At 48.6% G+C, this 22,126-nt stretch carries 24 protein-coding genes and 6 pseudogenes; 17 read left to right on the forward strand and 13 right to left on the reverse strand.

The features are described from left to right. Nucleotides 1–20 precede the first annotated feature (20 nt). From MN084_RS14585 to MN084_RS19890, 4 genes and pseudogenes are all read right to left on the reverse strand, one after another. A pseudogene (locus tag MN084_RS14585) lies at nucleotides 21–2,998 on the reverse strand (Tn3 family transposase). 138 nt (nucleotides 2,999–3,136) lie between these two features. Beyond that, nucleotides 3,137–4,038, reverse strand: a pseudogene (locus MN084_RS14590) (IS256 family transposase); the annotation flags it as partial. Between the two features lie 43 nt (nucleotides 4,039–4,081). Continuing rightward, the gene (locus MN084_RS14595) at nucleotides 4,082–4,417 is read right to left on the reverse strand and encodes a hypothetical protein (protein WP_241085979.1); all 336 of its coding nucleotides are present in this window, start codon (nucleotides 4,415–4,417) and stop codon (nucleotides 4,082–4,084) included. Nucleotides 4,418–4,463: 46 nt separating this feature from the next. Next, a pseudogene (locus MN084_RS19890) lies at nucleotides 4,464–4,553 on the reverse strand (helix-turn-helix domain-containing protein); the annotation flags it as partial. Between the two features lie 315 nt (nucleotides 4,554–4,868). Between MN084_RS19890 and hemH the strand changes: the two are divergent. Next, nucleotides 4,869–5,888: a ferrochelatase gene (gene hemH, locus MN084_RS14600; RefSeq protein WP_241085978.1), complete on the forward strand. Its 1,020-nt coding sequence runs from the start codon at nucleotides 4,869–4,871 to the stop codon at nucleotides 5,886–5,888. A gap of 160 nt (nucleotides 5,889–6,048) precedes the next feature. Here the strand turns inward: hemH and MN084_RS14605 are convergent. Continuing rightward, nucleotides 6,049–7,345: pseudogene (locus tag MN084_RS14605) on the reverse strand (IS4 family transposase). Nucleotides 7,346–7,464: 119 nt separating this feature from the next. Between MN084_RS14605 and MN084_RS14610 the strand changes: the two are divergent. Further along, nucleotides 7,465–8,649 (forward strand): IS256 family transposase, encoded by a 1,185-nt coding sequence (locus MN084_RS14610; protein ID WP_330178558.1) that lies wholly within the window; start codon nucleotides 7,465–7,467, stop codon nucleotides 8,647–8,649. 32 nt (nucleotides 8,650–8,681) lie between these two features. Here the strand turns inward: MN084_RS14610 and MN084_RS14615 are convergent. Continuing rightward, nucleotides 8,682–8,992: pseudogene (locus MN084_RS14615) on the reverse strand (transposase); the annotation flags it as partial. Between the two features lie 147 nt (nucleotides 8,993–9,139). After that, nucleotides 9,140–9,748 carry a glycerol-3-phosphate 1-O-acyltransferase PlsY gene (gene plsY, locus MN084_RS14620; RefSeq protein WP_241086074.1) on the reverse strand — a complete coding sequence of 203 codons (609 nt, stop codon included), beginning with the start codon at nucleotides 9,746–9,748 and terminating at the stop codon, nucleotides 9,140–9,142. Between the two features lie 261 nt (nucleotides 9,749–10,009). On the opposite strand from plsY, the gene folB reads away from it, so the two are divergent. Both folB and folK read left to right on the forward strand, forming a co-directional pair. Continuing rightward, nucleotides 10,010–10,366 (forward strand): dihydroneopterin aldolase, encoded by a 357-nt coding sequence (gene folB / locus MN084_RS14625; protein WP_241085977.1) that lies wholly within the window; start codon nucleotides 10,010–10,012, stop codon nucleotides 10,364–10,366. Further along, nucleotides 10,366–10,854, forward strand: a complete 489-nt coding sequence (gene folK / locus MN084_RS14630) for a 2-amino-4-hydroxy-6-hydroxymethyldihydropteridine diphosphokinase (protein ID WP_241085976.1) — start codon at nucleotides 10,366–10,368, stop codon at nucleotides 10,852–10,854. Before folB ends, folK begins: the two co-directional genes overlap by 1 nt. A gap of 28 nt (nucleotides 10,855–10,882) precedes the next feature. Here folK and MN084_RS14635 read toward each other — a convergent pair whose 3' ends face one another. After that, nucleotides 10,883–11,626, reverse strand: coding sequence for a pteridine reductase (locus MN084_RS14635; protein WP_241085975.1), 744 nt, complete (start codon nucleotides 11,624–11,626; stop codon nucleotides 10,883–10,885). 88 nt (nucleotides 11,627–11,714) lie between these two features. On the opposite strand from MN084_RS14635, the gene MN084_RS14640 reads away from it, so the two are divergent. The 7 genes from MN084_RS14640 to MN084_RS14670 all read left to right on the forward strand — a co-directional run bounded on the left by MN084_RS14640 (nucleotide 11,715) and on the right by MN084_RS14670 (nucleotide 16,341). Then, nucleotides 11,715–12,872 carry an SAM-dependent methyltransferase gene (locus MN084_RS14640; RefSeq protein WP_241085974.1) on the forward strand — a complete coding sequence of 386 codons (1,158 nt, stop codon included), beginning with the start codon at nucleotides 11,715–11,717 and terminating at the stop codon, nucleotides 12,870–12,872. A gap of 66 nt (nucleotides 12,873–12,938) precedes the next feature. Next, a complete protein-coding gene (locus MN084_RS14645) occupies nucleotides 12,939–13,202 on the forward strand; it encodes a hypothetical protein (protein WP_241085973.1) in 264 nt (87 codons plus the stop codon). Nucleotides 13,203–13,350: 148 nt separating this feature from the next. Beyond that, a complete protein-coding gene (locus MN084_RS14650; protein WP_241085972.1) occupies nucleotides 13,351–13,584 on the forward strand; it encodes a hypothetical protein in 234 nt (77 codons plus the stop codon). A gap of 104 nt (nucleotides 13,585–13,688) precedes the next feature. Further along, nucleotides 13,689–13,850: a hypothetical protein gene (locus tag MN084_RS14655; RefSeq protein WP_241085971.1), complete on the forward strand. Its 162-nt coding sequence runs from the start codon at nucleotides 13,689–13,691 to the stop codon at nucleotides 13,848–13,850. 76 nt (nucleotides 13,851–13,926) lie between these two features. Continuing rightward, nucleotides 13,927–14,493, forward strand: a complete 567-nt coding sequence (gene efpL / locus MN084_RS14660; RefSeq protein WP_241085970.1) for an elongation factor P-like protein EfpL — start codon at nucleotides 13,927–13,929, stop codon at nucleotides 14,491–14,493. Nucleotides 14,494–14,500: 7 nt separating this feature from the next. After that, nucleotides 14,501–14,914, forward strand: a complete 414-nt coding sequence (arfB, locus tag MN084_RS14665; RefSeq protein ID WP_241085969.1) for an alternative ribosome rescue aminoacyl-tRNA hydrolase ArfB — start codon at nucleotides 14,501–14,503, stop codon at nucleotides 14,912–14,914. Between the two features lie 245 nt (nucleotides 14,915–15,159). Further along, nucleotides 15,160–16,341 (forward strand): pyridoxal-phosphate-dependent aminotransferase family protein, encoded by a 1,182-nt coding sequence (locus MN084_RS14670; protein ID WP_241085968.1) that lies wholly within the window; start codon nucleotides 15,160–15,162, stop codon nucleotides 16,339–16,341. Nucleotides 16,342–16,626: 285 nt separating this feature from the next. Here the strand turns inward: MN084_RS14670 and MN084_RS14675 are convergent, their stop codons facing one another. Continuing rightward, nucleotides 16,627–16,845, reverse strand: coding sequence for a hypothetical protein (locus MN084_RS14675; RefSeq protein ID WP_241085967.1), 219 nt, complete (start codon nucleotides 16,843–16,845; stop codon nucleotides 16,627–16,629). A gap of 523 nt (nucleotides 16,846–17,368) precedes the next feature. On the opposite strand from MN084_RS14675, the gene MN084_RS14680 reads away from it, so the two are divergent. Both MN084_RS14680 and MN084_RS14685 read left to right on the forward strand, forming a co-directional pair. After that, complete coding sequence (locus MN084_RS14680) at nucleotides 17,369–17,482, forward strand: thiamine pyrophosphate-binding protein (RefSeq protein ID WP_241085966.1); 114 nt, start codon at nucleotides 17,369–17,371, stop codon at nucleotides 17,480–17,482. Nucleotides 17,483–17,847: 365 nt separating this feature from the next. Then, on the forward strand, nucleotides 17,848–18,372 hold the full coding sequence (locus MN084_RS14685; RefSeq protein WP_241085965.1) for a phosphatase PAP2 family protein: 525 nt from the start codon (nucleotides 17,848–17,850) through the stop codon (nucleotides 18,370–18,372). Between the two features lie 28 nt (nucleotides 18,373–18,400). Here MN084_RS14685 and MN084_RS14690 read toward each other — a convergent pair. Then, nucleotides 18,401–19,450 (reverse strand): annotated as a pseudogene (locus tag MN084_RS14690) (IS3 family transposase). Nucleotides 19,451–19,481: 31 nt separating this feature from the next. Here MN084_RS14690 and MN084_RS14695 point away from each other — a divergent pair. The 4 genes from MN084_RS14695 to MN084_RS14710 are packed head-to-tail and all read left to right on the forward strand — an operon-like array spanning nucleotide 19,482 to nucleotide 21,057. After that, nucleotides 19,482–19,913 carry a hypothetical protein gene (locus tag MN084_RS14695; RefSeq protein ID WP_241085964.1) on the forward strand — a complete coding sequence of 144 codons (432 nt, stop codon included), beginning with the start codon at nucleotides 19,482–19,484 and terminating at the stop codon, nucleotides 19,911–19,913. Between the two features lie 36 nt (nucleotides 19,914–19,949). After that, a complete protein-coding gene (locus MN084_RS14700) occupies nucleotides 19,950–20,150 on the forward strand; it encodes a Com family DNA-binding transcriptional regulator (RefSeq protein ID WP_241084834.1) in 201 nt (66 codons plus the stop codon). Next, nucleotides 20,110–20,712: a DNA-methyltransferase gene (locus MN084_RS14705; RefSeq protein WP_330178136.1), complete on the forward strand. Its 603-nt coding sequence runs from the start codon at nucleotides 20,110–20,112 to the stop codon at nucleotides 20,710–20,712. The genes MN084_RS14700 and MN084_RS14705 overlap by 41 nt, the downstream gene beginning before the upstream one ends. Nucleotides 20,713–20,733: 21 nt before the next feature. Continuing rightward, complete coding sequence (locus tag MN084_RS14710; protein ID WP_330178137.1) at nucleotides 20,734–21,057, forward strand: site-specific DNA-methyltransferase; 324 nt, start codon at nucleotides 20,734–20,736, stop codon at nucleotides 21,055–21,057. Between the two features lie 218 nt (nucleotides 21,058–21,275). On the opposite strand, the gene MN084_RS14715 is transcribed toward MN084_RS14710, so the two are convergent. The 3 genes from MN084_RS14715 to MN084_RS14725 all read right to left on the reverse strand — a co-directional run bounded on the left by MN084_RS14715 (nucleotide 21,276) and on the right by MN084_RS14725 (nucleotide 22,117). Next, a complete protein-coding gene (locus MN084_RS14715) occupies nucleotides 21,276–21,389 on the reverse strand; it encodes a transposase (protein ID WP_241085963.1) in 114 nt (37 codons plus the stop codon). Nucleotides 21,390–21,575: 186 nt separating this feature from the next. Further along, on the reverse strand, nucleotides 21,576–21,722 hold the full coding sequence (locus MN084_RS14720; RefSeq protein WP_241085962.1) for a transposase: 147 nt from the start codon (nucleotides 21,720–21,722) through the stop codon (nucleotides 21,576–21,578). A 125-nt stretch (nucleotides 21,723–21,847) separates the two neighbouring features. After that, entirely contained in the window at nucleotides 21,848–22,117 is a 270-nt protein-coding gene (locus tag MN084_RS14725) for a helix-turn-helix domain-containing protein (RefSeq protein WP_241085961.1), read from the reverse strand. Between the last annotated feature and the right edge of the window lie 9 nt (nucleotides 22,118–22,126).

Raw genomic sequence — 22,126 nt, forward strand, 5'->3', positions numbered from 1 at the left:
ACAAGGCCTACAGAGGTGGCTTAATTTTCATTAAGCACGATTGATTGCATAATTTCATCCAAATCTAGTAGGTTTTGTTCAAATTGATGTTATGCCAAGCCACTGGCGAAACTTGCTTAATAATTTCCAACTTCTTATCGTCACTTTCCCCCTCAAAATGCTCAAGTAATCGCGTCAGTATCAGCGAATTAAAATAGATAATGGCGTTGGTTAATAGCCTCGCGCATTCATTCCACAAGACAATCTCATCGTCTGATTTTCCCTGGAAACGATTGCCATTCACATGTGCAATAGCACGCCGTAATTGATGATAAGCTTCCCCACGATTCAAGGCTCGCTGTACATAAGTTCTTAAACTGGCATCATCAATATAGTCCAGTAAGTACATGGCCTTGAGCATACGATTATATTCAGTTAAAGCTTTCAGCAAGGGGTGGTTTTGACTATAGCCAGAAAGCTTTCTAACAAGGGTCGCCTGCGTTATCGTCTTCTGCTGTAGTGATATAATAATGCGCGGTATCGTATCCCACTCATCGATAATTAATTCTGTATTAATAGGCTTTTTTAATGAGAGCGTTGCCTTATTGTCTTCTCCCTCATTTACATCAAAAAGATCTGATATCACGGTTCCAAACTGAGCATAGCGCGGCGCAAATATATAGCCAAACAGGTCCAGCAAAGCAAAGTTAACATGATTAACGCCGTGCGTATCCGTTGACAAAATATCCGGCTTAATCTCCGAGGTATTGTTATGAAGCAGATCCAAAATAAAATGAGATTCATGTTCATTGGAACCAATAATCTGGGCATTCAAGGCTACATGATTGGCAATCAAGTTCATCGATGTTAGTCCTTTATTCGTGCCAAAATATTTAGATGAATAGCGAGTTTTAAAAGTCTCTAACCATGATTCGAATTTTTGCCCGTCAGCACTGGCATGAATGAGTCCTTTTTGGATATTGTAATGCTTGAAGATTGATAATTTCTCTGTCGCATCGTTAATTGCATCATTGCCGAAGTTTAGCGTTTCAGGTCACAAATAATTGGCCTGTACTGTGCGTAGATGATCATATGATCTATCAGAGATTCTGGCCATGCCGTGTAGGCCATAATAGGTTCCATTGCCAATGAGAGCCGCCAGTAAATCATTCAAATGATCACTCTGTCCGGACTGTACCTGGCGAACATGCTCAAAGTGCTTTAAAAATCCTGTTTCCTGATGAACGAAGCGTAATACATCGGCAATGTTAATCGGTTTCATACGATCGAAAAAGGGATTGTTTAAAGCCGATTTTGTGCCTGAATACGGCAACCTCCATTGAATTTTTTCTGAGCGATTACGCAATACCACATTTCGATTGTCGCCATCATCAATGCGCTGGCCAACCCGTTGCAGCTTATCGTTCATCTTTTTCTCCATCGATTTAACCCGCTGGGCAGGCTCTGTATTCATGCTATCTAGCATGGAACCTTTAAGTAGCTTGTCTTTCTGTGCCCAGGGGATATCTCCAACAAGGTCATCGTGTAATGCACGATATTTGATAGCCGTTGGTATAAAGAGTTTCCCACCAAGATTATTTTGAGCTGATAAATACAGCATCAACTCGTAACGCTCAGAGAGTACGTTGTTATCAATATTGATAACATACAATTGGTGTTTGGCTGGAATCAATCGTCGATCTGACGATGCTAATTCACCAGCACCTAACAACTCTTTTTTCATTCTATTTAATTGTGCAGATAAAGCCTGTGTATTGTCTGATCCTTCAAAGGTCAGGCATAAAAAAATGGGGCGTATTAAGTGCTGAATCAGTTCACGCTGCTTATCATAAAATTCCCAGATGTAATCATTTTTCGTGCGTTTTTGTTTCTTCAGATACAAGCACAGTGATTCTATTTACCGTGCTCCAAGCAAGCCTTGTACCCGTTGTTTTATTTGTCTAAATGACACATGGTCATCAATGGTGTCGTCAATAAAAAAGTATAATAATTCAGCGGCTTTGCTAATATTTACTACCGCGCCATCCCAATCTTTATAGGCCATTTCCTTGGCATACGCTTTAGCTTTTTCACGTAACTTTCGGACATGATAAATAAACCCATAAGCCAAACGTTCAATATTGATTTGTACCCGCTCCTGAAGATAACAAAGTAAATAAAGCTGCTGCGTGACACGGTCGAAGCGTTTAAGCTTGGTTATAGAGTAGTAATCAACCATCGTCGCATAGTGCAGTCGGTTTTGTTGCGATAGTGATAGAGCAGAGGCCACTTGATTAACTTCATCCATCCAGGGCTGAATCAACTTGTTGACGTTCAACTCTTTCTCCAATTCTGGAGCATTAAAACTTTTCGCCGCCTGCTTAAGTTCTTTAACGGTTAGCATACCTTTTCCATCAACTAACTCAGCCAAGTTAGTAGCTAATTCATCTGATATGGTTGTCTTTAATAGATCAGAAAGTCGCTTACGTTCCTGTTTTATTACCTGACTGATAATTCGCTGAAGCACGGTATATTTAGGGATTCCTGTATGATTTCGAGCTAAGTATTCGGTGCAGGCATCAAATAAAAAGCGCGGCTCAATCCAGGATTTAGCAACCTGTTGCAAATAGGTAATGAGAGGTTCCTGATGTTATTCCACACACCATGTTTTGAATCCCTGAAGGTTTATAATCTTGTCGTAGATACGTGTTTTCTGCTTATTGCTAACACTGAAGCGAGGGACTTTAAATTTAGGGAAATATTCTTCAGCAATAAAGGTGAGATCTGCTTTCAATTCCTTGTAGGCCGGATTGAGCTGAATGGGCTTGATCTTAAAGTAACCCAGCAGAGCAATAGCATAGCATTTATGATTGCGATCCCTGATGGATTTAATAACGTCCTGCTCCAGATCATTCAGAGTAAAACTGATACGTTTTTCTTCCAGTGACAGGCTGGGAACGCCATATAAATCGTTAATTTCTGCTTCGTGGAGTACGGTCAGGCGTTCTTTATAAGGCATAGGCTTCTCGTAAAAGCCGGAATATTACTATAATTGGGATATTGCAGTGATTTTGAAAATTAAGGCACCTCTAGAAGCCTTATGAGGCATGGGCTGTAGCGATAAGTGTCACTTTAGGACGGGATGTCCCCAGAACCCCTTGTTGTCCCATCGGTCAGAGAATTTATCCAACGCCGGTAAGGCTTCTTCCTTGGTGATGGACTGATAAATATTTTTCAAATCAGCCGTGACAGGCTTGTAGTCTTTCAGGGCACCTACTTCATCGAGTTCCGTAGCATATGCACAATACACAGCTGGACATTCGGAAAAGCCGTTTTGATTGCATCAGGAAAGCCCTTTAAGCCATCGACACAGGCAATCAAAATATCCTCCACACCGCAATTCTGAAGCTCTGTCAGCAGGTTCAGCCAGAACTTGGCACCCTCATTCTCCGACAGCCAGAGCCCCGATAATTCCTTGTGGCCTTCCAGGTTGACGCCCAGAGCGAGATAAATCGCTTTGTTGATCACTTTCTTGTCTTGCCTGATTTTAACGACAATGCAGTCCAGATAAACAATAGGATAAATCGCATCCAGGGGGCGAGATTGCCATTCAACAACCTGTTCGATAACTGCATCAGTGACTTTGGATATGAGTGTGGCAGAGACATCGGCCCCATACATCTCCTTGAATGTCGTGACGATTTCGCGGGTTGTCATATCTTGGGCATACAAGAAGAGGATCTTGTCATCCATTGAGGTAAATCGACGCTGGTGCTTTTTGACCAGTCGGAGTTTAAAGCTGCCCACTCTTTCTCGTGGAGTATCCAGTTCAAACTGGCCATCTTCCGTTTGCAAGGTCTTGCCAGTAGTGCCGTTGCGGCTATTACTCGCTTCGGACTGTTCATGTTTGGCAAAGCCAAGATGATCATCCGGTTCAACGTTGAGTGCTGCATCGACCGTGATTTTGGGCAGCATTTTCCGAAACTCGTTGAGATCTTCTTCAGTTTTGATGTTTTTAGCGGCCGCCTGGGTTATCGCCTGGAGCTCTTTCTTGTCGATCATCTGCCTATCCTCACCCTTGTTTGGGTTTAATGATAGGCAGTTACACAGAATTCAGGACAGTCTCTAAATCAACGATGGCAGGCCGTTCATCAATGCAGACGCGATCAATTAGCTGTCCACCGCGGTTATAATTGCCATAGCGTTTACGACGTTGCTTTTGACAACGCAGGTAGCGATGGAGGTCGCCGCCATGAGCTTTATCTTGAAGAATATACTGGTAGATCCATTCATGGCTGATCGAAATAGCACAAAAAGACTTAAGCCACAGGCTGATCTGTTCTTGGCTCCAGTCCAGATTGATCAACTGCTCAATGACAAGCCAAGTGTTGCCACTAATGTGAGTCCTGACCTTGGACTGACGGCGTTCATTGGTCAAGCGCTGGGCCTGCTTAGGGCGGATAGCCCCTAAAGCCCGTATTGCTCTTGATCTCACGACTGATGGTCGATTTGTGACGTCCCAATATCAGGGCTATCTCAGTTTGAGTGTACCCTGCTTTCAACAGGGCGAAAATCTGCTATCGTTCTTCCTCGGTAAGCTGTGTGTATCTCATGGTGCTCCTCTTTCTTGCCGGATAGAGAATGCCTTGATGCCACCCCAGCTTACCCTCTATTCGTCAAACAGAGTTGCACTTACAAATTGGATTCACGTACTGAATTAATAGGTTAAAAGTAAAGTTAGCTGATTAACTAGGACAGCCAAAGAATTTATAATGATTTTCATTTAAGAAATTGATAATACCCTTCAAAATTGCATTTTATTACCAGAATGGCTGCCAATAAGAGAGTGCTGAGGGCGTACGAACCCAATGAGGAGAAGCTTTAATCGGATGAAATACCGAGGATCTGCCCCAAATGATGAACTCCCCGAGTGCATCGGAGTACTACTCACCAACCTTGGAACCCCGGATTCCGCAGCAATAGGCGATATCCGACGTTATCTAAAGGAGTTTCTCAGTGACCCCCGGGTAGTGGAGATGCCGCGCCTGTTATGGTGGTTTGCTCTGAATGGCGTCATTCTGCGTACCCGTCCCAAGCGGTCCGCCGAAGCTTACCGGAAAGTCTGGACACCCGAAGGCTCGCCACTGTTCACTATTTCCAGAAAGCAGGCGGACGCCCTGGGTCTTGCTCTGAATGAAAAAGTGGATGGCCCGATCAAGGTCTCACTAGCCATGCGTTATGGCTCTCCCTCCATAGAGGAGGGACTCGAAACACTCAGGCAGGCCAACGCCAAACGCATTCTGATTCTACCGCTCTATCCCCAGTATTCCGCCACCACCACTGCATCCACCTTTGACGCAGTCAGCCGTACACTACAGAGCTGGCGCTGGATACCGGAGCTGCGCTTTATCAACCACTACCACGACATGCCGGACTATATCCAGGCCCTGACGCAGAGTGTTCTATCATTTCAGCAGTCTCACGGCAAACCGGACCAACTACTTCTCTCTTTCCACGGAATACCGCAGGCGTACGCGGACGATGGCGATCCCTACCCTCAGGAGTGCAAAATGACAGGCGCTCTTTTAGCGAAAGAACTGGGGCTGTCAGAAGATGAGTGGGCTCTGACATTTCAGTCGCAGGTTGGCCCCAAAGAGTGGTTAAAACCCTACACAGATGAAACCCTTAAACAGTGGGGTTCAAACGGTGTAAAGCGAGTCCAGGTTCTCTGTCCGGGCTTCCCTGCTGACTGCCTGGAGACATTGGGAGAGATTGGGGAGGAGAATCGTCACTATTTTTTGTCGGCAGGCGGAGAAGAGTACCTTTATATTCCGGCTCTCAATGACAGTAAAATCCATATCGATGCCCTCAAAAAACTGGCTCTCCAACATTTATGGGACAGAAGTTAGCGGATTGAAAATAGGTTTCTGCTATCACCGTACAGACTTATAAGTCTGCTTTTTGGTAAGCTTTTGAAAACATAATTCCGAGCACGCTATGAAATATCTACTCAGCACCGAATGCTACTTACTTAAGTTTTTTGGGTTGGCTATTTTTCCGAATATTCTCTCATGCAATAGCCCTTGGTTTGGTAAGTAGCGGGAATTGTCTGGGTCTTCGTTTTATAGCTCGCGGCTCCATACGTCCCGGTTGTTTTCCAACCTGCTGCGGTGCAATGAGGATAAAAAGGCCCTCAATTTTATCGATGTCGTAACGACCGCTTTTTTGCCACACAATCCATAGCTGCAAAGTATGCTTGAAGCTAAGTTGTCGAGGAATGATGTCAGCCAGTAATGCCGCCTGAGCCATCAGTAAACGGATCAAGTTGTAAGCCAAAAGATAGACCCACAGCTCTTTTTCCGCCATTTCCGGTGTGCGACAACTTAATGTTTCCATTCCCAGAGTGGTCTTGATGTTGCGTATATCTAACTCTACCTGCCAACGGTTCCGATAGAGTGCCTTCAGGGCGGCTTTGCTCGTACTTTTTGAGCAAAGTAGTGTTGTCACCAGGATCTTACCGCCAGCACGCAACTCCCGCACTTTCAATCTATCGGGGGTTTGATCATACTCTGCCTGACTCATCCAGGCGGGTTTGACTTTTGGCTTGTCTATTTCGATAAGATGATCTCGCGGGCCCAGACGCTCTCCTTGGCGAAAATCCGTGCTGCGCCGCCGTGAACCATATTGCTCAAAAACGCCATCCACTCCTTTGGCCTGAAGAGCACACAACAGAAAATAGGTGGCATAAAAAGCATCCCCCAGAAAGATATCACCAGTGTCCAGGGTACCAGGCATGGTTCCAGGCAATGACTGCTCATCGCTTCCTTTTCCGCGACAAGGTCCCAATGCTGCATCAAGTACAGCACCGCTGGCGAGGCAGACGATACCAACCACCCGGCAAAGAGGGAAACCCAATCCGGGTTGCTGGCTACGGGGTTGAGGATAGACAGCCTGGTTCTCTTCTGTATCGGGCAACGTAACGGTAGCGCCATCCACCAGTCTGACCGGTCGTCCCCGCCAGTGCCAGGAATCCGGGGTGTGCTCAGTCATCATACGCCCCGTGTAACGGGCTAGCGTAGAGACCATGTCCAATGGCAGCCGTTTCCGTGCGCGCTCCCGTATGCGTACTACAGATTGGCAGCTCACCCATCAATCTAGCATCAACTATGTTCTGGCAAGAACGATCAGCACTCATTGCTTAAGCCAGAAACATCGATAGCGTCTCTGTTGGCGGAAACAGCCTTTCCCGATGTTCCGGTAGCAATGATTCGACTTGATTGAGAAACTCTGGGCCGGTTAGCAGATTAAAGAAGGCATAGGAATCACTGGCTGTAGTGTAGGTTGTGAGACCTTTTTGTTGATGTATGCAGGCGCGTTAATTAGGATGCATCAAGGCGAGGGTGTCCTGAATTCTGTGTAACTGTCTATCATTAAACCCAAGCATGGTTGAGGATAGGCACTATGAACAAGAAAGAACTATAGGCGATCGCTCATGCGGCAGCTAAAAACATCAAGACGGAAGACGACCTCAAAGACTTCCATCAGATGCTAACCAAGATTACGGTCGAAGCGGCACTGAACGCTGAGTTAGATGATCATCTTGGCTTTGAAAGGCACGAGCAGTCCGAAGCTGACAATAACCGCAACGGCTATGCCAGTAAGACTAACCGAACGGAAGCCGGCCAGTTCGAGCTCGATACACCACGCGACAGAGCTGGGAGTTTCGAACCCAAGCTCGTTAAAAAATGCCAGCGTCGATTTACTTCCATGGACGACAAGATTATTTTCTTGTATGCCCAGGGCATGACAACACGAGAAATCGTCACGACCGTTAAAGAAATGTACGGTGCTGATGTCTCCGCCACCTTGATTTCCAAAGTGACTGACGCTGTTATTGAACAAGTGATTGAATGGCCATCTAGGCCACTGGATGCGGTCTATCCCATTATTTACCTGGATTGTATTGTCGTAAAAATCCGGCAAGACAAGAAAGTGATCAATAAGGCAATTTATCTGGCACTGGGCGTGAACATGGAGGGCCACAAGGAATTGTTGGGGCTCTGGCTGTCAGAGAATGAGGGTGCCAAGTTCTGGCTCAATGTACTCACAGAGCTCCAGAATCGCGGCGTGAAGAATATTTTGATTGCCTGTGTCGATGGCCTGAAGGGCTTTCCAGACGCAATCAATACAGCGTTTCCCGAGACTCAGGTCCAGCTCTGTATTGTTCACATGGTGCGCAACTCGATGAAGTATGTGCCCTGGAAAGACTACAAGGCAGTGACGGCAGACCTGAAGAAAATATATAAGTCTGTCACCGAAGATGAAGCGCCACTGGAACTTGATAATTTCTCTAACCGATGGGACGACAAATATCCCCAGCTCAACCGTTCGTGGCGTAGCCACTGGCACAATCTTAATACCCTGTTTGGCTACCCTGAGGACATCCGCAGGGCAATCTATACAACCAATGCCATCGAGTCAATGAACAGCGTGGTTCGCAAGGCAATTAAAAAACGGAAGCTATTTCCGACCGACGACTCGGCAATGAAAGTGGTGTACCTGGCGGTGCAGCAAGCATCAAAAAAATGGACCATGCCGATTTGCAATTGGAAACCAGCACTGAATAGATTTATGATTGAGTTCGAAGAACGCTTGGCGGAATACATTTAACCCGGGTAGTTACACGGAAATCGTTACACCCTCTCCATTGAGGTAAATCGACGCTGGTGCTTTTTAACCAGTCGGGGTTTAAAGCTGCCCGCTCTTTCTCGTGGAGTATCCAGTTCAAACTGGCCATCTTCCGTTTGCAAGGTCTTGCCAGTAGTGCCGTTGCGGCTATTACTCGCTTTGGACTGTTCATGTTTGGCAAAGCCAGGATGATCATCCAGTTCAACGTTGAGTGTTGCCTCGACCGTGATTTTGGCAGCATTTGCCGAAATTCGTTGAGATCTTCTTCAGTTTTGATGTTTTTAGCGGATGCCTGGGCTATCGCTTGGAGCTCTTTCTTGTCGATCATCTGCCTATCCTCACCCTTGTTTGGGTTTAATGATAGGCAGTTACACAGAATTCAGGACAGTCTCCTGTTAGGTTTTAGCCCCCGGCCTACACAGTAATGACGGTGGTTTTGAGGCTAACTCAAATACCATTTGGCTCGAGATCGTTACTCCTTTCCTGCCGGTTCCTGCTCGTTGTTGATTTTTCCTTCTGATCCTTCCAGCAGTTTTTGAATGTTGCTGCGATGACGCCAGAACAGAATCACGCTCATGATCGCATGCATGGTGATCAGTTCCGGCGCGTGCCAGAAGTACCAGACCACCACCGGTGCCAACGCCATGGATATCAGGGCAGCGAGGGAGGATATTTTCAGGCCTTTGGCAATGAACAGCCAGATCAGAGCGATTGTGCCTCCGATCTCCCATCCGATACCAAATTGAACACCCAGTGCTGTAGCGACCCCTTTTCCCCCTTTGAATCCAAAAAACAGAGGATAGAGATGCCCAAGGAAGGCCGCCAGTGCAACACCGGCCAATACCAGTGGCTCCACTGCCATCAGGTTGGCGATGAGAACGGGTATAAAGCCTTTCAGGCTATCCCCGATCAGTGTGATGGCGGCTGCTTTTTTACCGCCGATGCGCAGAACATTGGTGGCGCCAGGGTTGTTCGAACCCTGAGTCCGCGGGTCGGGTAGTCCCATCAGGCGGCAGACGATAATGGCGCTGGATAGTGAGCCCAGCAGGTAAGCTGCAGTAATAAGGATAGATGCGGTCATATTCAACAAGGCCGGTTTCCGCTCCTGGGGATGTCTCAGGAGCCTGTCTAAGAGTAGAGAACCTGCTGCGGAAAATCCATTTTGGCCGGGTTTTCTGATTAAATTCTGTTGAATCCGCCCCGTTGAATCAAAAAACTGGCGAACAGCTGATTTTTTCCGCTGTAGTTCAGTTCTTGAACCGCTCTCCCGTCAAGATGGTTTGTAAATTTTAACAACTGCTTTACCATGTGAAGCCTGACTTTTTAGAGCTTTGGATATCTTATGGATATTGTGTTTTTACGTGACCTGCGCATTGAAACGGTCATTGGCATTTACGATTGGGAGCGCAAAATTAAGCAGACTGTTGTGCTGGACCTTGAGATGAGCACCGATGTCAGCCGGGCCGCTGCATCTGAGGATATTGCGGATGCGCTCGACTACAAGGCAGTGACCAAGCGAATGATCAGCTTTGTTGAAGAGAGCGAGTTTCAGCTGGTGGAGACGCTGGCAGAACGCTGTGCCGGTATTATTCGTGAAGAGTTTGATGTCCATTGGGTGCGGCTGACACTGAATAAGATTGGCGCTGTCAGTGCCGCCCGGGATGTCGGTGTGATTATTGAGCGTGGCGAGCATTTTTGATGCCCGGTATCTGGCTCAGTCTCGGCAGTAACATAGACCGGAGCAGACATATTCACAGCGCGCTTAAGGTGCTTGGTGAAGAGTTTGGTCCGTTGATTGTCTCCCCGGTCTATGAGAGCGAGGCGGTGGGATTCGATGGTGATGCCTTCTATAACCTGATTGTCGGCATTGAGTCGGATCAGCCGGCTGAATCTTTGATGGCGGGTTTTCGTGTTATTGAAGTGGATCATGGCCGGGCACGGGGAAGTGAGAAATTCTCCTCGCGGACGTTGGATATAGACCTGCTGACCTATGGTGACTGCACCCTGAAGCAGGGCAAGCTGGAGCTGCCCCGGGATGAGATTCTCCGTTATGCTTTTGTGCTTTTGCCGTTGTCCGATGTGGCTGGAGACGAAGTGCATCCCCTTACCGGTAAATGCTACCGGGATCTATGGGAAGCGTTCGACCGTAAAAAGGAGCAGCTGCTGTGGCGGGTCAGTATTGATTGACCTTTGTCTTGCGGGTGTTGGCCGCTGATCACTGCTGTGTTGTTCTCCCTCCATCCACGGCAATAACTTGCCCGGTGATGTAGTCGGCATCCCTGGCCAGGAATAGGACTGTTCGTGCAATGTTCTCTGGATTTCCCGGGCGCTCCAGGGCTGTGCGGGAGAGGATCTCCTGCTGTGTCTCCTTGCTTAAACCCTCTTCCGGCCAGAGAATGGCGCCGGGGGCTACGCCGTTTACTCGGATTTTCGGTCCCAGCTCCCTGGCCAGGGCCTTTACCATCATGGCATTGCCCGCTTTGGCCATTGAGTAGACGGGGTGGTTTTTCAGCGGGCGTTGAGCGTGTATATCAACCAGATTGATAATTGAACCACCGCACTCGCTGAGCATTGGCGCCGCTGCTTTGGCAAGAAAGAATGGGGCCTTCATGTTGCTGCCGATGAGGTTGTCCCACTGGGCTTCGGCCACTTCTTCGAGGGGGGTCGGATAGAAAGAGGAGGCGTTGTTGACCAGCAGGTCGAGGCGCCCTTGCCAGTTTCGGATGGCCTGAATTATATCTGGTAATCTGCCGGTATCCAGCAAGTCGGCCTGGAGCAGCAGCACAGAATCTGGGCGTATTGCTTCTAGCTCTTTTTTCAATGATTCCGCCGCATCGGCTGAGTGGCGGTAGTGAATCACGATATTCATGCCGCTGCGATGGAGTGTGCGGGCGATACAGGCGCCAATACGATGGGCTGCTCCGGTAATCAGGGCAACGGGCAGTGAATCTTTGGTCACTTAATCTCTCCAGTATTGATACACTCTCAACTCTAAAGCAACCGCTGACCGAGTGCACCTTTTGCCAAAAAAACAGCCTTCTTTGCCGATGCCGAATGAGAATGCCAAGGCGCATAGTGAGCGTCTGGTCGACCGTATCAGGGAAGAGATTGAGGCTGCCGGCGGACGTCTCCCCTTTGATCGCTATATGGAGCTGGCACTCTATGCCCCCGGTCTGGGTTATTACGCTGCCGGTGCGCGTAAATTTGGTGAAGCGGGGGATTTCGTCACCGCGCCGGAACTCTCCCCTCTGTTTGCCCGCTGTCTGGCCCGTCAGTGTAAACAGGTGTTTGAGCAATTGGGTGGTGGGGATATTTTGGAATTTGGTGCCGGCTCAGGTGTGATGGCGGCGGATATTCTACTGGAATTGAAGCAGTTTCAATCTCTGCCGGGTCGCTATCTGATGTTGGAGCTGAGCCCGGCTCTCAAGGCGAGACAGCGCGAAACCCTGGAGCAGAAAGTGCCCGATCTGCTGGACAGGATTGAGTGGCTCAGTGCCATGCCAGAGATGGACTTTCAGGGGGTGGTGCTGGCCAACGAACTGTTGGATGCCATGCCGGTAAACCGCTTTCGAATAGAGCGGGGCAAAGTACTCGAACAGTTTGTTGTCTGGAAAGAGGGGCAACTTAACTGTGAATGGTTTGAGCCGGTGGCTCCGGGATTGATTCCCGCCGTTGGCACCGTGCAGAATCTGCTGGGTTCCGATTGCAGTGATTATGAATCCGAGGTGAATCTTCGGATCGCTCCCTGGCTGGAAACGGTCAGCGGGATTTTTTCCGCAGGGCTGTTGCTGCTGATCGACTATGGTTACCCCCGCGCCGAATTTTATCATCCCCAGCGGGACCGGGGTACGCTGATGTGCTACTACCGGCATCGTGTCCATCCCGATCCCCTGTTTCTGCCGGGACTCCAGGACCTTACCGCCCATGTTGATTTTACTGCGGTGGCAGAAGCGGGCCTGGCTGCCGGTTTTTCTCTCGCCGGTTATACTACTCAGACCTACTTTCTCATGGGCACGGGCTTGGATGAGTTGGTTGCCGCATCAGACCCAAACGATGTCGTGCCGCACATGACGCTGGTTCAGGGGGTGAAAAGATTGACGCTACCTTCGGAGATGGGCGAGCGCTTCAAAGCTCTGGGCCTGGGGAAAAAACTGAACGGCCCGCTGGCGGGTTTCTCAATGAGGGAGATGAGTGAGCATCTGTAAAATTACTGTCTGTTAACCGGCTTCATCCTGATCGGGTGCAGTACCTCAGAAAATAAAAACTCACCATTGAAAATCCACCCGTTCAAAGTGCAGGATGTTGCCAAGAGTGATGTGGACATGGTGGCGGAGATCCAGCTCAGCTATGTTCTGGAGTCACTGAAACCGCTCATCGAGAAACTCTATCGGCGCAACCCAAGGGAGTTACTGAAAGGGCGTTTTTCTGACCGGGAGGCCGCTGTCGCCAATGCCAATACGCTGGCTCAACTGAAGGAGCTCGATGCCCGCCTGGACAGGAATGTTTTACGTGTTACCACTTTCCTGCTTGTGTAGCACGATCCCTTGGTAAAACATCCGCCCGATTGCCTGAATTGGGCCAGAAGATAAAAGATCCACAAGGTGAATTCTACCGCAGTTTAAGTCTCGATATAGATGCAGCGGTCGATGCTTATTGGCAAGCGCTGGAGGAGAAGCGGAACTTTTGGAGAGAATCAAGTCCCAGGCAGCCGTGGTAAGAAATGGCATTCACTATCTGCCGGTAGTGGTCGAAGACCTGAAAGCCCATGATAGTGCTACCTATGATCGGGCAATGGACAGTGCGCTTACCCGTAAAGTCAACCTGGGACGGTCAATCCTGACGTTGCTGGTGTTAGGCCTGTGGCAGGTGTTCCAAAAATTCGAAGCCGCCCGGCAGTCGGCAGCGCAGGCTGCATGATGCCGTGGAGAGTCTCTCTGAAGGTTTTGTACTAGGCAAAGTCTGTATTGTATAATCGGACTTTTTTGCGGTTTTCCCCTGGCTTAAGGATCGGTTATCTGCAGGTGGCAGAAGGCGTAGAGAGTTCAGAGCAGATCAATTTTCTGAAATTGGCCGAGTGTGATGTTCTTCAGGGTTTCGATTTCGCAAACCCCATTCTTGCTGATGAATTTGTCAAGTGGATGGAGAATAATGGCCATCTTCAATCCGGCGATGCGCCAGCATGACGATGCATTTTTAATTTTCCTGATCTTTTCACTGGTATAATAAGCGCTTCTGCAGACTACCAGTGAGGTAGCGCACGTGCCAAAGGCTTGTGATTTAAAAAGAGGTGTGATCGTAGAGATCAACCGGGCTCCCCATGCCGTCAAGCAGGTTGAGGCAAAAAGCCCGTCGTCCCGGGGTGCGTCCACCCTGTACAAGATACGTTTTACAAACCTTCAGACGGGCCAGAAACTGGATGATTCTTTCAAGGGTGAGGATTTTCTGAAGGAGATCGACTGTATCCGGACTCAAGTGCAGTACTCTTATCTGGATGGTGACATATTTACCTTTATGGATATGGAAGACTATAGCCAGTATGGCCTGAACCGCGAGGATATCGAGGATCATACCGGCTATCTGACGGAGGGCCTGGAAGGGATTACGGCGTTGCTGGTCGATGGTAATATACGCGGCATCGAGCTTCCTCAATCTGTCAGTTTGACCATTGTTGATACCACCCCCGGGATTAAAGGTTCTACTGCCACCGGCCGGACAAAGCCTGCCATACTTGCCACAGGACTGGAGATTCAGGTTCCTGAATATCTGGAAAATGACGAGCTGATCAAGGTGAATACAACCACCGGTAAGTTTATTTCACGGGCCTAGCCCAAAAATGCTGCGAATATCCACCCAAGTCACTATCCCCGACCGGGAGATTGAGATCAGTGCCATTCGGGCCCAGGGTGCAGGCGGCCAGAACGTCAATAAGGTCTCCACTGCGGTGCATCTGCGCTTTGATATCAGTTGCTCATCGCTTCCCGATTTCTACAAGGAGCGATTGTTGGCGCTTAGCGACCAACGTATCTCCATTGATGGGGTGGTTGTGATCAAAGCTCAACAGTTCCGGAGCCAGGAGAAGAACCGGGATGACGCATTAAACCGGCTTAGGGTAATGATACAACAAGCGGGTGTCACCCAGAAAAAACGTAGACCCACGAAGCCGACACGCAGTTCGCAACGGAAGCGGCTTGATAAAAAGACCAGAAAGGGGCAGGTGAAGGCTCTGAGGGGCAGGATCTGTGAATAATGCGCCTGATTGAATCGCTGTCTGGTGAATCCCCGTCCTGTTTTTAAGTTATTTAAAAATGGCATCATTTCCCGTGGTCGGGCTTAAAATACTATATTTCATGCTGTTATTATTAGCGAATTATTATCGATCCGGGACGCTGGAATCAGGTAAAACAATAAATTGTGCTTCATGCTGACGGGGTTAGGGAAATTCGTGCCAATCCACCTCGTGGTGAATTATCTGATCTGGTTTAGGAATTTTCTATGGATATTACTACCTTCAACCCTCCTGTTCGCACCTTGATGGGTCCCGGACCCTCTGATGTGTATCCACGCATCCTTGAGGCAATGTCACGCCCCACCATCGGCCACCTGGACCCACTCTTTGTCGGACTGATGGAAGAGATGAAGGCGCTGTTGCAGTATGCGTTCCAGACAGAAAGCGCCCTGACCATGCCGGTTTCCGCTCCAGGATCTGCCGGAATGGAGACCTGTTTTGTTAATCTGGTTGAGCCGGGAGACAAGGTGATTGTCTGCCAGAACGGTGTCTTTGGCGGCCGCATGAAAGAGAATGTGGAACGCTGTGGCGGCATCCCGGTTATGGTGGAAGACGAGTGGGGAAAAGCGGTTGATCCGCAGAAGCTGGAGGATGCGCTGAAGGCGAATTCTGATGCAAAAATCGTTGCCTTTGTTCAGGCCGAAACCTCCACTGGCGCTCAGTCGGATGTAAAAAGACTGGTTGAGCTGAGTCACCAGTATGACTGTTTGACCATTGTGGATGCTGTTACCTCCCTCGGCGGTACACCGATCAAAGTGGATGAGTGGCAGATAGATGCCATCTATTCGGGCACTCAGAAGTGCCTCTCATGTACCCCGGGTATCTCTCCAGTCAGCTTCAATGAGCGGACTCAGGAGAAGATCCGTGACCGCAAGACAAAAGTTCAGAGCTGGTTCCTCGATCTGAATCTGGTCATGGGCTATTGGGGCAGCGGTGCCAAGCGCGCTTACCACCATACAGCGCCGGTCAACGCCCTCTATGCACTTCACGAGGCGTTGTTGATTTTGAAGGAAGAGGGGCTGGAGAATGCCTGGAAACGGCACCAGGATAACCACTTGGCTTTAAGAGCCGGCCTTGAGGCGATGGGCCTCACCTTTATCGTGGCTGAGAATGACCGTCTGCCTCAGCTGAATGCCGTCTCTGTCCCTGACGGGGTGGATGATGCTGAAGTGCGTTCCCGTCTACTGAATCAATACAATCTTGAAATCGGTGCGGGCCTAGGTGTATTGGCCGGCAAGGTGTGGCGTATCGGGCTGATGGGTCATGCCAGCCGGGCGGAAAATATCCTGTTGTGTATTAGTGCGCTGGAGGCGGTGCTGTCGGATATGGGCGCGCCGATCAATACCGGCGTGGCGGTGTCTGCAATGCATAAGGCGTTGTCCCGGTAGGTAGGTAGCTCTCTGCGTTCCACTCCTCTAAGTAGGGCGGGGCGCTGCAGATCAATCCGACTTATGGGCGGCGGTGTTTTCACCGCTTCCTATCGTTTCATCAACAAAATGATGGATAGTTATGTTTTGAAGAATTGATTAGATTGATGGGTGATGATATGGATTCCTCCCTATCGGCATCATAGAGTGCCATATTTGTGGTTGTAATCACACAAGCCACCTTTGGCATAATAATCGATCGCCATGCCCATGTTCGGTTTTATCGGCCATAGGCCGCTCTCATAGTTACCCCCTTGCCACTTCGGTAAAATCGATGGCTTTACCTCGTGGCTCTGCAAGTGCCAGGGCACGGTGAAAATCGTCCACCGCCTGCCGGGGTACTTCTGGGTAGAGATTGTTATCCAAAGGGATGCAGGATATGTCCGACAGGTTCATCGAGGGACTCTCCGGGTTGTCGCAGGCGCTCAGGGTGAGCAATGCCAGTATCGGTATCAGGTATCTCATCAGCCGCTCTGGCTCTTTTTTTCTTCAACTTTTCATGGTAGGCGAACAGGTTGGCGATGCGGGGGTTGGTGGGATGAATACAGGGCATCGTTCGCTGCCGGCCATGGAGAGCGAAGTGAAGGCCGGGGCAATAACAGGCTGTCGAAGATCGAGTGCGTTTTGGGGACTGGGACGTCCCAAAATGCATCACGAGATCAAAGACACACTTGTTTCTTCATCACCTCACTGTTCAAATTCGTCGGCGGGACCGGCTCTTTTGCTATCTGTTTCGGTTTTCCGTTTTTTCGACGTTTGGCTTTCATTCATAACCCGGTGCTATTATCCTTCGGGATTCGTATTAAGAATTAAGGAGCCTCTGATCAATTCATGAATCGGTGTCTGATGGCTGAAATCCCCCGTCTCTGCGTTGAAAATCTTGGCAATAGCCCGCTATTACCGGCAATTTCCGCCTTGATCCGGAAGATTTCAACTCGTCATCCATCCGATCCAGAATTAATCAGAGGCTCCTTAACGTTTACACTCAATGAAAGTACAGATCAGTGAGCTCATTGTCAGGTTCCTGGAACAGCTGGACGTCAAATGCATTTTCGGTATCCCAGGATCTCATATACTGCCGGTTTACGACGGATTATTTTGATTCATCTATTCAATCCGTACTCGTGAAACACGAGCAAAATTATCGGAGATATCCAGTAATATAATCAGTCCATTAAAATCCGGTTACCCCTGTTTTCAAGAGCTATGGAGCAATTAGAGAAAAGAAAGTGTTGATACCCGAATCAAGTAACAAGAAAATCTTCAACCGTGCAGTGCTTCCAATTGCTCTAACTTGGTTATTGCTTCCACTATCCTTTTTCTTGACCACTATCGACTCAACCGTCCCACCCTATTTTGACCTTTTCAGAAACAATATGGATTGGTTTTATTGGATATCGGAGTCAGGTGGAAAATTTGGGGCACCGATAGTTGCCATGCTGATTCTGACTGTTCTGGTCAGTCGGAATGGTATTGATTCGTCTAGAAGAAGAAAAGAAACTTAATATTATTGCGTTAACCGCAGGAATCTTCGCAGGTGGGGGTGCAATAGTTAATGAGCATTTTTTAAAGACGTACTTAAAGGTAGCACGTCCAAATATAATTTGGTTAGCCGGTGAGAGTGGTAGCGGTCCATTGGGAATGACAGCCGAGCAATTCTATGAGATGGGCGATAAGGAGGCTCGCCGCTCACCCTTAGCAAGCGTACTGCAACAAGATCCTAAGCCTATCCTTTTAACACCCTCTATTGAAGCTCACTGGGTAGAAGAAACCGGATATTCCTTTCCTTCAGGACATTCGTTTTCGGCAATATTTTTTGCAACATTCTTATTGATGATCGGAACAACTTACCTATCGATCAAAAGACTATGGCTGTTCTATTTTTTATTACCTTGGGCTTTGGCTGTCTGCTATTCCCGGCCTATTTTAAGACTCCACACACCTGCTGGTATTTCTATCGGGGGCTTGCAAGTAACCTTCCCCCCATCTTAATACCAAGACTTGGATGAGATAATTCATTCTAAGCGGCCCTATTCACAAAGGCCATAGGTGACAAATAATTTAATGCGCTATGAGGCCGCACGTGATTGTAGTGCTCTCGCCATTGATCAATTTCATGTCTAGCGTCATCAATGGACCTGAACCAATGCTGATTTAAGCATTCATTTCTGAATTTACCGTTTAAGCTTTCTACAAACGCATTCTGAGTAGGCTTACCTGGCTGAATAAAACCTAGCTTAACGCCACTTTCTTTTTGCCAGTAGAACATCGCCTTGCTAGTAAACTCAGTACCGTTGTCGTAGATTATTTGATCCGGAGCGCTCCTTAGCTCAATCAGCTGAGTTAAAAAACGAGCGACCTGGTGACCATTGATCGAGAAGTCAGAGAGCTGGCCAATAACTTCTCTTGAGTAATCATCAATCACATTAAATACTCGAAAGCGGCGACCATTAGCCAACTGATCACTGACAAAATCCATTGACCAGCGTATATTTTTACCAATGGGCATAATCGTTGGCATTCTTGGTCGTATTATCTTCTTGCGTTTTTTAGTCCTCACTTGAAGACCTTCTTCGTTATAGACTCGGTAGGTCCGCTTCTTGTTTTTCACAGGCCCCTCTCCTCTCAGGAGGCCATGTAAAAACAAATAACCATAACTCGGATGCTTTTTTGCCAGCTCAAGTAACCGTTTGCGTAGAGGCTCATCTTTTCCCCATTGAGTAACGTACCGAAAAGCGGTTCTACTTAAGCCTACTAATTGGCAAGCTCTACGCTCACTTAATTTGAACCGCGACTTAAAGGTAGCTCACGATTTGTTTTCTATCAGCAGGCTTTACCACTTTTTTGAGAGCACATCCTTCATCGCCTCAGCTTCAAGCATTTTCTCGGCAAGTAACTTCTTAAGCTTGTTGTTTTCGCTTTCAAGCTCTTTGAGCCGTTTGGCTTCTGAGACATCCATCCCGGCGTACTTGCTTCGCCAGTTATAAAAGCACCCGGTTGAAATGCCGAACTGACGACAAATGTCATCAACTTTTACCCCTGACTCATGCTGCTTGATGGCACCAATAATTTACTCTTCTCTGTAACGCTTCTTCTTCATCTTGAGATCTCCTAATACACAGACTAATTGGAAATCTCATCCTTGTCATGGCTCTATTTCTGGGGGAAAGGTCACCGATGGCTCGCGTCATAAGATCACTGATCTGGGTATCGAGCCGCCTATCGAGACACTGACCGAGGAGCCTGTGATTCTTCCCCCCGAGGCTGAAATCATCGCGGCAATGGAACGTGTAATCGAATCCTACATGGATGCCATCGCCCAGGGACGACGCTGGGACAACCGCTGGACCTATGTCGCTCGCTCAGGATATCCCAACGCGTGGCAGTCGGAGGCAGCCGCATATGGACAGTGGATGGACGCGTGTTGGGCGTATGCGTTCCAGGTACAAACCGATGCACAGGCCAGCAACCGGACCGTGCCGACTGCCGAGGAGTTGATCGCCGAACTGCCGACGATGGTCTGGCCAGATTAGAAAGGCACCCCTTCCTGAAGTGAACCGAGGCTCACAGTGACAAATATTAGATGTGGTCATTGCAATAAATTATTAGCGAAAGGTGACGTAAAAAAATTACAAATTCAGTGTCCTCGATGTCGGACACTTAACCATATAGAGGGTCAAGGAACCCCCAGCGAGAACGCCATGAGCGTCAGCAGCAAAGGCGCAATTTATGGAGTTCAATCACAACAATATCAAGCTGATCAAGACTGACTGCCTGGCGTTACTGAAAACCATATCCAACGATTCAATTGACCTGATAGCCACCGACCCTCCCTACTACAAGGTGAGAACTGATAGCTGGGACAGACAATGGAAGAACAAAGGGGAATTTTCCCACTGGCTGGATCAGGTTCTGGCGGAATATCAGCGAGTGCTGAAACCCACTGGTAGCCTCTATATATTCTGTGGGCCGTATCTCGCCTCCGAGACTGAGATATTGGTGGACACACATTTCCGGGTGCTGAACCATATCGTTTGGCGGAAGCCCCGCGGGCGGCATCTGGGACTCAACAAGGAATCTCTAACGAAGTATTGTTCCCAAACCGAGCGCATCATATTTGCGGAAAGCCGGAAGCGACAACCATTTCACTACGAACCAATTCGTAGCCATCTGGTCGATACCCTCAAAGAAGCAGGGATTACGAATAAACAGATAAATTTGGCTACAGATACACAAATGAGTGGTCACTGGACTAGCCGGTCACAGTTCAGCCTCCCCGCTGAAAAGCACTATGATACTCTCAGGCGAATTGCCCCTAAACTGAAGCCCTGACGGCAACTACGCTCCGAATATATGGCAATCAGGGTAGGACCTCGCCGGAGGGGCCGTTTCTTCGCCGTTACCAAGCATGTACTGTTCACTGATGTGTGGGATTTTCCATCTGTTCAGTCTTACCCGGGCAAGCACCCTTGTGAGAAGCCGGTAGCTCTAATGCGCCACATAGTAGAGACCAGCAGTAAACCCGGCGCATTGGTGCTCGACGGTTTTGCAGGTAGCGCAACCACTGCCATTGCAGCTCACCAATTAGACCGCAAGTTTATCGGTAGTGAGATGAGCGAGACTGAATTTAACCATGCCGTGGATCGGCTGACTGAATGTTTGACTAGCAGGCTTTAAAACCACTTTGAGATAAAATAATGCTTATCGCTAATTGACTGGGGGTCTATCGCAAAATGAACGGCGCGCTACAATTGAGTTCGAAGAATGCTTGGCGGTATATATTTAACCACAGAAAACTTTACAGGCTCCGGCTCTGCGCTCTGGACTCGACGCTCCATTGCTCAGCTTACCAAGCAGTTTTGGGGAATTAACATCCCTGTGCGGACTATGGGCGATTACCTTAAGCACTCTTCCAAAACAACAGCGTTCAATATTCCCCACAGATGATTCTTGATTGTTCCTGGCACCTTCTTGATTGGCTCCAGGCCACTGCGCACTGCCCATGACAACCACCGCTCCCAGCCTTTCCTTGCTCATGTCTTGAGAGTGACATGGCAAACTCTTTGATCCTCCAGGCACGGGCAGTCTTCAGCGTGCTGTCACGTAGCACCTTAACCGCAATTTCTGTCTGCGCGTCATATTCTCCGGGTTGGAGAGCCAGTCATACTGGCTGACTTTAAGGGTCCTCATAGCCTTCAGCGCTTTGTGCTCTTGGCAGCGTGTACCTTGTCTACTGCTTCACCGAGATACTTGGCGACATGGAGTTTATTAAAGGCAATCTTCTCTTCAACCCTAGGCAAGCTTTTCAGTGTGGCATTGATAAAGGCTGGCCACATATCCATGGAGACACTTTCTACCGTTTTTCGCTGCTACTCTGTCAGACTTTCGTACCATGCTTTGAGCGTCGCCTTTTTGCGGCGACTGCCCACGTGTGGCACTGTACCTGCGTCCTAGTCTGATAAGACTGTTACATAATCGTGGCGTTTCTTGAAGGCAGTCTCATCAACAGCAATACGTGTTGGGCTGATTTTTTTCTACGTGCCAGTCCCCGCTTAACCGCTCGCTGCATAATTCCATCAATGGCATTCCAACTCAGCCCCATCAATCGGGAGACTGCCGAGATGGACGCCTCTTTCAACCAGTCGATCACCAGCGCCTCAAACATTGCAGTAAACCCAGAGCCCAGTTTTGCCCAGGAAACTGACACGGTGACCACCCCATGTTCTTCATTGGGCAAAGCTTGCTG

The sequence above is a fragment of the Candidatus Vondammii sp. HM_W22 genome (assembly GCF_022530855.2).
Lineage (GTDB): Bacteria > Pseudomonadota > Gammaproteobacteria > Chromatiales > Chromatiaceae > Vondammii.